Raw genomic sequence first — 12,599 nt, 5'->3', positions numbered from 1 at the left:
CCCGAACGGCCGTCCTGGCTTCACCGGGTGCGCGGCCAGAGCTCCGGATCGGGCCGGAAGCGGATGCGCAGCTCGCCCTCGCGCAGGGCGGCGCCGTCGACGGTGCAGCGGCGCAGCGCGGAGGGCAGCGGGACGACGCGGCGGAACGGCCCGGCAGTGACGGTCAGTTCGTCGCCGCGGCGGACGAGGTCGAGGGTGTCGCGGCGGGCGCCGGGCAGGGGGAGGTGCCAGACCAGGACGCCGTCCTCGGCGGTCCGGTCGGCGACCGGCCAGCGGACCGGGTCGGTGAGGGCGGGGGCGGCGGGGGTCGCGAGGACGGCGAGGTCGTCGGCGCCGCGCGGGTCGTGGCCGAGGTGGGCGACGGCATGCACGGTGTGCTCCTCACGCCATGCGTCGAGCGCCTTGCGCTGCTGGGCGACGGGCCCGGCGAGCCAGCCGGCCGCCTCGCTCTCCGGCAGGACACGGTTGGCGACGACCGCGTCCAGGCGCAGCCCGCGCAGGGCGGCGCCGAGGGCGGCGGTGCGCAGGGCGTCGGCGCCGGCGGGTCCCGGTTCGGCGACCAGGCGCAGGGCGGTGCCGCGATCGGCGAGGAGGGCCTCGACGGCAGCGAGCTGCAGGTCGAGGCGGGCGGCCGTCTCGTAGATCCACTCCGCGGGCATGGGGACGCCCGCGAGCCGCCCGAGCACCGGGCGCAGCGCGCGGGCGGCCTGCCGCTCGGGCGGCAGCAGGCGGCGCAGGACGCGCCGGAGCTCCTCGGGCAGGGCGAGCAGGGCGAGCGCGCGGGGGATGGCGGGCAGATCGACGACGAGGAGGTCGTAGGCGTCCTCGGAGGCGGCGGCGTCCCGCAGGGCGCGCAGCACGGCGAGTTCCTCGGCGCCGGGAAGGGGACCGGTCTCCTCGGGCACCAGACGGGAGGCGCCGAGCAGGTCGAGGGCACCGCCCGCGCGCTCCTGCAGCGCGGCGAGGTCGGCCCGGAACCCCGCGTCGGGGTCGACCCGCCGCACGGTGAGCCCGGGCGCGTCCGCGTCCCCGAGCACCGCGCCCAGGGTGTCCGCCGGGTCGGTCCCGACCAGCAGGGTGCGGGAGCCCTCACGGGCGGCGGCGAACGCGGTGGCAGCGGCGATCGTGGTACGGCCGCTGCCGCCGGGGCCGGTGATCAGGAGGGTACGCATGGAACCGCACGCTACCGGCCGCCCGTGCGCCCGGGACGCGAGCGTCGGCGTACCCGGCCCCTCCTGCGGCGCGGGGCACCGCTCGTGCCGGCGGACCGCACGGCAACGGAACGGCGCCGGCCGTCCCGGGGGCTCCGCCCCGGACCCCGCTCCCGGACACCGGGCGTCCTACTTCGCGCCGGACTCCACGCGCTTCTTCAGGCCCGCCAGCGCGCGGTCGATGATGACCTTCTCCGCCTTGCGCTTGATCATGCCGAGCATCGGGATCTTGACGTCGACGGTCAGGCGGTAGGTGACCTCGGTGGTGTCCGCGCCGGCGGGGGTGAGGACGTAGGTGCCGTCGAGGGAGCGGAGCATCTGGGACTTCACCAGGGTCCAGGAGACCTCGTGCGGGCCGCTCCAGGTGTACGCCAGGGTCTGGTCGTCCTTGATCGCGCCGGCGTCCATGACCAGGCGCACCTGCTCGGCGCGGCCCTCGGCGTCGGTCTTGAGGACCTCCGCCTCCTTCACCTCTCCCGTCCACTCGGGATAGCGGGCGAAGTCGGCGATCACCCCCATCACGTCGGCCGGTGCCGCCTCGATGGTGATGCTCGAGCTGGTGTGTTCCGCCATCGCCGTGGCTCCTCCAGATGCGGGCCGGTAGGTCGTCCTCGCCGTGCGTGGGCCGGACAGCGCACGCGCGTGCAGCGGAAGGCTACCGCGCACCGCGTGTACCGAGATCACCCGACCTGGGCGTCGGCGTCCGGGGGCGTCTCAGAACTCCAGCGCCCAGGGCCGGCCGGTGGACGCGAAGTGCCCCACGTTGACGCATTCGGTGGCGCCGATCCTCATCCGCCGCACCAGCGGCTGGTGGACGTGTCCGAACAGCGAGTAGCGGGGCCGGGTCCGGCGTATCGCCTCCAGCAGCGCCGTGCTGCCGCGCTCGAAGCGGCGGGCGACGGTGTCGTAGACCAGCTCCGGGACCTCCGGCGGGATGTGCGTGCACAACACGTCGACCTCGCCGACCGCTTCGATCTTCGCGGCGTACTCCTCGTCGTCGATCTCGTACGGCGTGCGCATCGGGGTGCGCAGGCCGCCGCCGACGAAGCCGAACGTCCAGCCGCCGATCTCCACCCGCTGCCCGTCGAGCACGGTGGTGCCGGGCCCGGCGTACTCCCGCCACAGGGGCGGCACGTCGACGTTGCCGTAGGTGGCGTACGTAGGAGTGGGGAAGGCGGCGAACAGCTCCGCGTACTGTTTGCGCACCGCCGTCTCGATCGCCGTCGCGCGGTCGACGCCGATGCCCGCCCACAGCCCGCGCTGGAAGTCGCGCGCCTCCTCGAAGCGGCGGGCGGTGCGCAGCTCCACGATGCGGTGGGCGTTCTCCGTGCCGAACAGGTCGGGGAAGATGCCGCGCGAGTGGTCGGCGTAGTCGAGGAACAGCACCAGGTCACCGAGGCAGACCAGGGCGTCGGCGCCCTCCTTGGCGCGGGCGAGGCCGGCCGCGTTGCCGTGTACGTCGCTGACCACGTGGACGCGGGTGCGCGGGCCGCCGCCGGGTGAGGATGCCATGGCGATCAAGCCTAATCGTGTGCGGCGTACGTGAACAACGGCAGCCCTACCTGCGGTTACTGGCTCGCTGGTTCGGCTGTGGACTACTGTGCGCAATGAAACACCAACCTGTGTGACGCAGCGAACATCTGGCAGGGCCCCCTGTCGTGACAGCCATACCGGCGGGTAACGTCCGGGCAGTCCAGTCGTGCTCGGGATTTCAACCAGTGAATTCGCGAGCACCCGCCCGAGCCTTGGACCGCACCGTCGCATCGCACAACGTCGTGGCGCCGGCGCCCTAAGAGGAGCAGCAGTCTTGCGCGAGTTCAGCCTTCCGGCCCTGTACGAGGTCCCCGCGGACGGCAATCTGACCGACATCGTCCGCAGAAACGCCGCGCAGCATCCTGATGTCGCCGTCATGGCCCGCAAGGTCGGTGGGACGTGGCAGGACGTGACGGCCACCACCTTCCTCGCGGAGGTGCGGGCCGCCGCCAAGGGCCTGATCGCGGCGGGCGTGCGGCCCGGCGACCGGGTCGGACTGATGTCCCGCACCCGTTACGAGTGGACGCTGCTCGACTTCGCGATCTGGAGCGCCGGCGCGATCACCGTGCCGGTGTACGAGACCAGCTCGGCGGAGCAGGTCGCGTGGATCCTCGGCGACTCCGGCGCCACCGCCTGCCTGGTGGAGCTCGACTCCCACACGGCGACCGTCGAGTCCGTGCGCGACCGGCTGCCCGCGCTGAAGAACGTCTGGCAGATCGAGGGCGGCGGCCTGGACGAGCTGGGCCGCCTCGGCGCGGACGTCGGCGACGACACGGTCGAGGAGCGTTCCTCGGCCGCCAAGGCCGACGACCCGGCAACCATCGTCTACACCTCCGGCACCACCGGCCGCCCCAAGGGCTGCGTGCTCACCCACCGCAGCTTCTTCGCCGAGTGCGGCAACATCGTGGAGCGGCTGCGTCCGCTGTTCCGCACCGGCGAGTGCTCGGTGCTGCTGTTCCTGCCGCTCGCCCACGTCTTCGGCCGGCTGGTGCAGATCGCGCCGATGATGGCGCCGATCAAGCTCGGCTGCGTCCCCGACATCAAGAACCTCACCGACGAGCTGGCCGCGTTCCGCCCGACGCTGATCCTCGGTGTGCCGCGGGTCTTCGAGAAGGTCTACAACTCGGCGCGCGCCAAGGCGCAGGCGGACGGCAAGGGCAAGATCTTCGACAAGGCGGCGGACGCCGCGATCGCCTGGAGCCAGGCGCTGGACTCCCCGTCGGGTCCGTCCTTCGGCCTGAAGGTCAAGCACAAGGTCTTCGACAAGCTGGTCTACGGCAAGCTCCGCGCGGTGCTGGGCGGACGCGGCGAGTACGCCATCTCCGGCGGCGCCCCGCTCGGCGAGCGCCTCGGCCACTTCTTCCGCGGCATCGGCTTCAGCGTGCTGGAGGGCTACGGCCTGACCGAGTCCTGCGCGGCCACCGCCTTCAACCCGTGGGACCGCCAGAAGATCGGCACGGTCGGCCAGCCGCTGCCCGGCTCGGTGGTGCGCATAGCGGACGACGGCGAGGTGCTGCTGCACGGCGAGCACCTGTTCAAGGAGTACTGGAACAACCCCGGCGCGACCGCCGAGGCGCTGGCCGACGGCTGGTTCCACACCGGGGACATCGGCACTCTGGACGAGGACGGCTACCTGCGGATCACCGGCCGGAAGAAGGAGATCCTGGTGACGGCCGGCGGCAAGAACGTCGCCCCGGCGGTCATCGAGGACCGCATCCGGGCGCACGCGCTGGTCGCGGAGTGCATGGTGGTCGGCGACGGGCGGCCGTTCGTGGGCGCGCTCGTCACCATCGACGAGGAGTTCCTGGGCCGCTGGTGCGCCGAGCACGGCAAGCCGGAGGGGTCGACGGCGGCGTCGTTGTGCGAGGACCCGGATCTGCTGGCGGCGATCCAGGCGGCGGTGGACGACGGGAACGCGGCGGTGTCCAAGGCGGAGTCGGTGCGGAAGTTCCGTATTCTTCCGGCGCAGTTCACGGAGGAGTCGGGGCACCTCACGCCTTCGCTGAAGCTGAAGCGGAATGTGGTGGCCAAGGACTACGCGCACGAGATCGAGGCGATCTACGCCAAGTGATGTGCGTGCAGCAGCGCCGACCGGGGTGCTTGCGCCCGCCGTCGGCGGATGCCGGTTCGTGGGGGCCGGTCGCGCAGTCCCCACGCCCCTGAAGCGAAAAGCCGCCCTTTTCGAGGGCGGCTTTCGCGTTACAGCAGGGTCTTCAACTCGTCGGCGAGAAGGTCCCAGCGCCATTTCTCCTCGACCCATTCCCGGCCGCGGCGGCCCATGCTCGCGCGGAGCTCGGGGTCGGCGAGGAGCGTGGTGACGCGGTCGGCCGTGTCGGCCGGGGACGTGCCGGGGACGACCCAGCCCGTCTCGCCGTCGAGGACTGCGTCCGGGGCGCCGCCCGAGTCTCCGGCGACGACGGGGAGGCCCGTCGCGGACGCCTCCAGGTAGACGATGCCGAGGCCCTCCACGTCCAGGCCGCCGCGCCGGGTCCGGCAGGGCATCGCGAAGACGTCGCCGGCGCCGTAGTGGGCGGGCAGTTCGGACCAGGGGACGGAGCCGGTGAAACGGACGGAGGCGGCGACGCCGGTGTCGGCGGCGAGGCGGCGCAGGTCCTTCTCGTAGGGGCCGCCGCCGACGATCAGCAGGACGGCGTCCGGCTCGGCGGCGAGGATCGCGGGCATCGCCCGGATCAGCGTGTCCTGGCCCTTGCGCGGCACGAGACGCGAGACGCACACGACCACCGGGCGGTCGGTCAGCCCGAGCCGCGCGCGCACCTCGTCCCCGCCCGAGCCGGGGTGGAAGGTCTTCTCGTCGACCCCGGGCGGCAGTTGCACCATGCGGGCGGCGGCCTGCGGGGTGAGGGCGCGGGCGATCCGGGAGCGGGTGTACTCGCCCAGGTAGGTGATCGTGTCCGTGGACTCCCCGATGCGGCGCAGCAGCTGCCGTGCGGCGGGCAGCTGGGCCCAGCCGGCCTCGTGGCCGTGGGTGGTGGCCACGATCCGCTCGGCACCCGCCCGTCGCAGCGCGGGCGCCATCAGGCCGAGGGGCGCCGCCGCCCCGAACCACACCGAGGTGCAGCCGTGCTCGCGCAGCAGGCCCACGGCCCGCCGGGTGGCGGCAGGGGTGGGCAGCAGCATCGTCGTGCGGTCGCGGACGACGGTGAAGGGCTGCTCGGCGTCGAAGGCCGCGGTCGCCTCGAGGCCCTCCCGGTTGCGCTTCCAGGTGGAGGCGTAGACGACGACGCGCTCCGGGTCCAGGCGCAGCGCCATGTTGTGCAGGAAGGCCTGGATGCCGCCGGGACGGGGCGGGAAGTCGTTGGTGACGATCAGGGTCTTGTGCATCGCCGCCGACCCTACCGAACGGCTGTCGCGCGTCCGCCACGGCGCTGCTCGGTGGCATGGGCACCGGCTTCCGGGACATCATGGCCCCTCATCGACCGCACACCGGACGGGCAGGAATCACGTGGAACCGAGGGCCGCACGGGGGTCTCTGGCAGGGCTGCTGGGGATCTGGGGCGCGACGCGCGCGGCGCTGCTGCTGTGCGTGCTGAAGGTGGTGGTCTTCCCGGGCCCGGACGTCACCAGCGACGTGTCGGTGATCTACCGGGGCTGGTACGACGTCCTCGTCACCGGAACGTTTCCCCAGGACGACGTGACCTGGCAGTACCCGCCCGCCGCGGCCCTGGCGGTCCTCTCCCCCGCCGTGCTGCCGTTCCTGGAGTACGCCACGGCCTTCTTCGTACTGGCGCTGGCGGCCGACGCCGCGGCGCTGGCGCTGCTGCTGCGCGGGGCGCGCGGCACGGGCCGCTCACGGCGCGGGGCGTGGCTGTGGGTGGCGGGCGTGCCGCTGCTCGGTCCGACGGTGTACGCCCGCTACGACGTGATGGTGACCGCGGTCGCGGTGGCCGCGCTGCTGGCGGCCGGCCGGCACCCCCGCGCGGCGGGCGCGCTGATGGCGTTCGGGGCGCTGCTGAAGGTGTGGCCGGCGCTGCTGCTGCTCGCGGTGCGCAGGCGGGCCGCGTGGGCGTCGGCGGCGGTGACGGGCGTGGTGGTGGCCGGGCTGTTCGCGGTGCTGATGCCGGGCGCGTTCGCGTTCCTGGGCTTCCAGCGGGACCGGGGCACGGAGGTGGAGTCGCTGGGGTCGCTGGTGTTCCACGTGGCGCGGCACCACGGCTGGGACGGCGAGGTGCTGCTGAACTACGGCTCGGTGGAGTTCCTCGGCCCGTACGTGAGCTGGGTGTCCACCGGGGCGCTGTTCCTGACCGGGGCCGCGCTGGCCTGGCTGGTGCTGTGGCGGCTGCTGGCGACCCGGTTCGCGCCGCACACCGGGGCGGACGCGGCGTTCACGGCGGTCCTGCTGTTCACGGTCACCAGCCGGGTGATCAGCCCTCAGTACATGGTGTGGCTGGTGGGGACGGCGGCGGTCTGCCTGTGCTTCCGGGAGAGCCGCATGGGCCGCCCCGCGGCCCTGGTGCTGGCCGCGTGCCCGGTCACGGTGCTCGAGTTCCCCGTGTGGTTCGGCCACGTGGTGGCGAGCGACGCGCTGGGCATCACCCTGCTGACGATCCGCAACGGCCTCCTGGTGGCGGCGTCGCTCCTGGCGGCACGCGCCCTGTGGTGCGCGACGGTGCCGGGCCGCCGCGAGATCCCGACAGCTCCGGGCCCCTCCCGGCCGGAACGCACACCGGTGTCGTCCTAGCGCCCCGAAGGGGCGCGGGGAACCGCGCGACCGGCTGAGGACGGCCCGCACCCGCCGACGAAACCCCACGTCACCGCAGCGCACCCCGCACGAAGTCCCGCCACTGGAGGGTGAACTCCTCCGGCGTGACGCCGAGGACGCGGCTCATCGCGTCCTCGACAGCCCCCTCCCGCTCCCGGTGCGCGCCCACGGCGCGATAGAACGCCCCCAGCCGCTCCTCCCCCCACCGCTCCGCGATCATCCGGCACGCCAGCCAGCTCCCCTCGTACGCACGCGCCAGCCCGTCCGCGTCGCCGGTGAAGCCGAACTCCTCGTCCTCGGGCAGCGCGTCCGGCACCTCGCCCCGCCCGACGGCGTGCGCGAGTTCCGGCGCGGCCTCGGCGGGGGTGCGGCCCGCGCCGCGGTAGCCGACCCAGTCGGCGTACCCCTCGGACAGCCACAACGGCGTCGCGGCGGAGGTGTGGGCGCGGGTGGCGACGTGCGCGGTCTCGTGCGTGAGGACGACCTGCCGTCCGGAATCGCCGAGCAGCCCGAAGGCGTCCGGGTTGACGATCACCCGGTCCGCGGGCGCCGTAGGCCCGCCTCCGGTCGCGCCGGTGGTGACGGCCGCGATGCCCCGGTAGGAGGACGGGGGCGAGCCCAGGAGGCCGGCCATGCCCTCCAGGGTCTCCGGGACGAGGACCACGACGCTGCGGGCCCACCGAGAGCCCCAGGCGTCGGAGACGGCGGGCACGGCGCGGTCGGCGAGGTCGGCGTAGTCGCGCAGCGTCTCCTCGGACTGCCCGACGCCCAGCACCAGGCTGCGCTCGCCGCGTACGGCCTGCGCCCTGCCCTGGTCCCAGAGCTGCTGGCCGGACTTCTCGGCGGGGCGGTCGGACTCCACCGACCATTGGCCGTCGCGGTCCCGGCTGAGGCTCAGGGTGCGGGCGGTGACGACCGGGGAGCGGTCGTGGCCGTCGACGCGGTAGCTCAGGTCGGCGGCGGCGGTGGCCCGGTCGCCGGTACGGTCCAGGGCGGTGACGCGGTACGACCAGTCGGCGAGGGGCACCGCGCGCAGGTTGTCGAAGCCGTCGCGGGTTCCGGTGCGGGCGAAGGCGGCGGCGTCACGGTCGAGGACGGCCTCGGCGCGCCGGTCGAGCAGCGCCTGCACCTCCGCGCGGGCGGCGTCCACGGCGGGGCCGCCGCCGCATCCCACGAGGGCGGCGAGCAGCAGGCACAACGCCGCCACCGCCGCCTGGGACACCCGCGTTCGACCGGCCACCATTCCGAGGGTACGGGCGCGGGCCCGCGGAGGTCAGACCCTGGTGACCGAGGAGACCGGCATCATGCCGACCGGGTCGTAGCGCACGGGCGCGCCGGGGTAGGGGGCGTGGATCACCTGGCCGTTGCCCATGTACATCGCCACGTGGGAGGCGTCGGAGCGGTAGAGGACCAGGTCGCCGGGGCGGGCCTCGGACAGCGGGACCTGCCGGCCGGCGTCACGCTGGGCCTGCGAGGTGCGCGGCAGCGCGACCCCGGCCTGCGCGTACGCCCACTGGGTGAGCCCGGAGCAGTCGAAGCCGGAGGGGCCGTTGGCGCCCCACACGTAGGGCCTGCCGAGGGCGGAGCGGGCGGCGGCGACGGCGGCGGCCGCGCGCCCGGAGGCCGGGGCGCCGGCGGGGCCGAGCAGGTCGGTGCGGCCGGAGCGGGAGGCGCGGTCCCAGGCGGCGCGCTCGCCGGCCGGGAGGGAGCCCAGCAGTCGGCGGGCCTCGGCGAGCTTGCGCTCCACGGTGCGTTTGTGGGTGGCGGCGGCCTCGCGGCTGCGTTCGAGGGCGCCGAGGCGTTCCGACGCCTCGGCGCGGTCCTGGGACAGGGAGCGCAGGGTGCCGCGGAGCTTCCTCAGTTCGGCGGTCTGGTGGACGCCGAGCCGGTCGAGGACGGAGGCCTTCCGGAGGTAGTCCTCCGGGTCCTCGGAGAGCAGCAGGGAGAGGGTGGGGTCGAGGCCGCCGGAGCGGTACTGGGAGCCGGCGAGCGAACCCAGCGCCTCCCGCATGGTGTTGACCCGCTGCTGCTTGCGGGCGATGCCGTCCTGGGCGTCGGCGATGTCCCGGCGCAGGGCGTCGGCGCGCTCGTCGGCCGCGTTGTAGGCCTCGGTGGCCTTCTCGGCCTCACGGTAGAGGCGGTCGACCTCGGCCCGGGTGTCCTCCTGGGGCGCGGCCGTGGCGGGTACCGCGCCGAGGGCGGTGGCGGCCGCGGAGAGCAGGCCCAGGGCGAGGGCGGTGCTCCGCTCGGACCCTGAGGACGGTGCGGTACGGCGATGGGACCCCACGGGAAGTCGCGCTCCTTCCGCTGGCGGACAGGGAAACGCGGCAGACAGTAGCCGTCGGGGCGGCCCGCGGAGCCACGGCCAGGGCGGCACGCACGGTGACGCCCCGCCGTTGACCTGGGTCGCGGCGGGGCGTGGAGGGGGTGCGGGGCCGTCGGGAATCCCCCGAACGGGGGCACCCGGGGCGGTGTCCGGTCGGGCGGACGCCGGTCGGGTCAGACGCGGACGCCGAACATGAAGGGGCCGCCGATGGTGTTCATCGACTCGTAGCGCACGACGGTTCCGGTGCGGGGGGCGTGGATGATCTGGCCGTTGCCCGCGTAAAGACCCACGTGGTGCAGGTCGTTGAAGAAGAAGACCAGGTCGCCGACCTTGAGCTGGTCCACCGAGTAGATCTTGGTGCCGGCGCCGGTCTGGGCCTCGGAGGTGCGCGGGATGCCGACGCCGGCCTGCGCGTACGCCCAGGAGGTCAGGCCCGAGCAGTCGAAGGAGGACGGGCCGGTGGCGCCGTAGACGTACGGGGTGCCGAGCTTGCTCTGCGCGGCGGCGAAGGCGGCGGCGGCGCGGCCGGAGCCGGCCGGGACGTTGACCGAGAGGGCGTCGCGCTCGCTGGCGCGGGTGGCGCGGTTCTGCTCCTCGGCGAGCTGCGCCTTCTCCGCGGCGGTGAGGCTGTTGAGCAGCTTCTGCGCGGAGGCGAGCTTCCCCTGGACTTCCTTCTTCTTCTTGCCGAGTTCCGCCCGGGTGGAGGACAGGTCCTTCAGCTTCTCGGCGGCCTCGGCGCGCTGCTGGGCCAGTTCGCGCTGCTTCTCCTGGATCTTCTTCAGCGAGTCGACCTGCTGGGCGCTCAACTGGTCCAGGGTGGACGCCTTGTCGAGGTAGTCGTCCGGGTCGGCGGAGAGGAAGAGCTGGACGGAGGGGTCGATGCCGCCGCTGCGGTACTGGGCGCTGGCCATCGAACCGAGGCCGTCGCGCAGGTCGTTGAGCTCCTGCTGGCCCTTGGCGACGTTGTCCTGGATGGTGGAGATCTCCTTCTGGAGCTTCTCCTGCTTCTCCTTGGCCCCGTTGTACTTCTCGGTGGCCTGCTCCGCCTGCTCGTAGAGCTTGTCGACCTTGGCCTTGACCTCGTCCTTGCTCGGCTTCTCGCCGGGGGCCGCGTTGGCGGCCTGCGAGCTCATGACGACGGCAGCAGCGGCGGCGGTGGTGAGCACAGTCACGCGTGCGCGGCTCGGCTGCTTGGGACGACGGTGGGACGCCACGGAGACGAGCTCCTTCTCGAGAGTGATCGCGCGAGCGAGGGTTCGAAGGCAGACCCTAGTGATTCTCTTGTGATCAGTTCAAATCCCCGGGCACAAAATCTCCGCTACAGCGCGTTTATTACGTGACAACTCACCTGCAGTGACGCTGTCTTGACGCTACGTTGCGTGACGGTTCCGTCAATTCAGGCATTACCCCTGTACGTTGCACGAGGGACGGATGCGCATCAGATACTAGGAAAGCCTTTTGAGGAGCACGGCGGATGCGACGGGGCGCGCGCCGGCGCGTGCGACCCCGTCGGCGACCTCGCGGTCGGTGGAGGCGACGATGACCGGCCGCCCCGGCGGCTCGGCGCGCACGAGCTGGCGGATGAGCTCGTCGGCGGTGACGCCCGGCTTGGAGAACAGCACCCGCACCCCGCGCGGCGGCGCCAGCAGCACCGGCGCGGCCAGTTCGGCGCCGTCGAAGACACAGGTGACCTCGGCGCCGGTCTGGGCGGCGAGCTGGGCCAGCTGGCCGAGCAGCCGCAGCCGCTGCTTCTCCAGCGGCATCTGCGGATAGCCGGTCTTGGTGACGTTGTAGCCGTCGACGACCAGATGCGCCTGCGGCAGGGCGAGGAGCTGGTCGAGGACGGCCGGGTCGTCCTCGGACAGCGCGCGGGCGGCGATGTCCTTGGGGGTCATCCGGCCCGGCTCCAGGGCGTCCACGGTCTCCGCGGGCCGCACGGACACGGGAGGCAGCGCCAGTTCGCGCCGGAGCCCCTGGGCGGCGTCCAGCACGGTGTCGAGCAGCAGCCGTACGCGCATGTCCTCGACGCTGCGGCCCTCGCGGGCGGCGCGGCGGGCGGCCTCCAGGGCGGCCTCGGTCTCGCCGAGCCGGGCCTTGAGGCGCCGGGTCTCGCTCTCGGCGGCGGACACCTGGGCCTGGCCCTCGGCGCGCACCGCCTCCATCTCGCCGCGCAGCTTGCGCAGGGCGGCCTCGCCGCGCTTGACGTCGGCGAGGGCGGACCGCAGCTTGCGGTGCAGGGAGTCGGTCTCCTTCTTCGCCGCGTCCAGATCGGCGCGCAGCCGCTCGGTCTCGGCGCGGGTGTGCTCACGGGCACGGTCCAGTTCGGCGCGCAGCCGCTCCAGCTCGGCGCGGGTCTCCTCGTCGGCGCGCTCGGCGTCGGCGCGCTGCGCCTCCTCACCGGCGGCGGTGACCAGCTTGACCCAGCCCGGCGGGCGGAGCACGTAGGCCGCGGCCGCCACGTCGAGCGGGTCCGCGGCCGGAGGCGGGGAGCCGGAGTCGAGGGCGCCGGTCAGTTCCGGCTCGGTCTCTCTGAGCTTCTCGCCGATCCGCTGCCGGAACAGCGGATCCGTCTCCAGCGCCGCCGCCATCGCGTTGCCGGCGAACTTGGCGCGGCGGTTCGGGGTGAACCGGGCGTACTGCCGCAGTTGCGCGGGGAGCTCGGCGACGGTGAGACCGCCGAAGCCGTCCGCGACGATCTGGACGACCTTGCGGCGCACCCCGTCGGGCAGCGGACGGTCGAGCACCTCGGCGGCGCCGTCCTGCGGCCCCCCGCCTGTGGTCTCCACCATCCGTCACACCCCAATGCCCG

At 73.7% G+C, this 12,599-nt stretch carries 10 protein-coding genes; 2 read left to right on the top strand and 8 right to left on the bottom strand.

Going from position 1 to position 12,599, the window contains the following annotated elements; genetic code table 11:
* Positions 1-20: 20 nt before the first annotated feature.
* The 3 genes from ELQ39_RS23620 to ELQ39_RS23610 form a co-directional block, all read right to left on the bottom strand.
* Complete coding sequence (locus ELQ39_RS23620; RefSeq protein WP_242593826.1) at positions 21-1,172, bottom strand: ArsA family ATPase; 1,152 nt, start codon at positions 1,170-1,172, stop codon at positions 21-23.
* Positions 1,173-1,340: 168 nt separating this feature from the next.
* Entirely contained in the window at positions 1,341-1,784 is a 444-nt protein-coding gene (locus ELQ39_RS23615) for an SRPBCC family protein (protein ID WP_190000220.1), read from the bottom strand.
* 141 nt (positions 1,785-1,925) lie between these two features.
* Positions 1,926-2,723: a metallophosphoesterase family protein gene (locus ELQ39_RS23610; protein ID WP_190000222.1), complete on the bottom strand. Its 798-nt coding sequence runs from the start codon at positions 2,721-2,723 to the stop codon at positions 1,926-1,928.
* A 295-nt stretch (positions 2,724-3,018) separates the two neighbouring features.
* On the opposite strand from ELQ39_RS23610, the gene ELQ39_RS23605 reads away from it, so the two are divergent.
* Positions 3,019-4,815: an AMP-dependent synthetase/ligase gene (locus ELQ39_RS23605; protein ID WP_190000224.1), complete on the top strand. Its 1,797-nt coding sequence runs from the start codon at positions 3,019-3,021 to the stop codon at positions 4,813-4,815.
* Positions 4,816-4,943: 128 nt separating this feature from the next.
* Here ELQ39_RS23605 and ELQ39_RS23600 read toward each other — a convergent pair whose 3' ends face one another.
* A complete protein-coding gene (locus ELQ39_RS23600) occupies positions 4,944-6,086 on the bottom strand; it encodes a glycosyltransferase family 4 protein (RefSeq protein ID WP_242593824.1) in 1,143 nt (380 codons plus the stop codon).
* A gap of 121 nt (positions 6,087-6,207) precedes the next feature.
* Between ELQ39_RS23600 and ELQ39_RS23595 the strand changes: the two genes are divergently transcribed.
* Entirely contained in the window at positions 6,208-7,443 is a 1,236-nt protein-coding gene (locus ELQ39_RS23595) for a glycosyltransferase 87 family protein (RefSeq protein WP_242593822.1), read from the top strand.
* 70 nt (positions 7,444-7,513) lie between these two features.
* Here the strand turns inward: ELQ39_RS23595 and ELQ39_RS23590 are convergent, their stop codons facing one another.
* From ELQ39_RS23590 to ELQ39_RS23575, 4 genes are all read right to left on the bottom strand, one after another.
* Complete coding sequence (locus ELQ39_RS23590; protein WP_391672483.1) at positions 7,514-8,707, bottom strand: hypothetical protein; 1,194 nt, start codon at positions 8,705-8,707, stop codon at positions 7,514-7,516.
* A gap of 30 nt (positions 8,708-8,737) precedes the next feature.
* Positions 8,738-9,751 (bottom strand): C40 family peptidase, encoded by a 1,014-nt coding sequence (locus tag ELQ39_RS23585; protein WP_242593818.1) that lies wholly within the window; start codon positions 9,749-9,751, stop codon positions 8,738-8,740.
* A 212-nt stretch (positions 9,752-9,963) separates the two neighbouring features.
* Entirely contained in the window at positions 9,964-11,004 is a 1,041-nt protein-coding gene (locus tag ELQ39_RS23580) for a C40 family peptidase (RefSeq protein WP_242593816.1), read from the bottom strand.
* A 231-nt stretch (positions 11,005-11,235) separates the two neighbouring features.
* A complete protein-coding gene (locus tag ELQ39_RS23575) occupies positions 11,236-12,579 on the bottom strand; it encodes an NYN domain-containing protein (protein ID WP_225641263.1) in 1,344 nt (447 codons plus the stop codon).
* Between the last annotated feature and the right edge of the window lie 20 nt (positions 12,580-12,599).

The sequence above is a fragment of the Streptomyces sp. GB4-14 genome, from assembly GCF_022696125.1.
Lineage (GTDB): Bacteria > Actinomycetota > Actinomycetes > Streptomycetales > Streptomycetaceae > Streptomyces > Streptomyces werraensis.
Note: the sequence above shows the minus strand (reverse complement) of the source record. Positions and strands in the feature narration are given on the sequence as shown.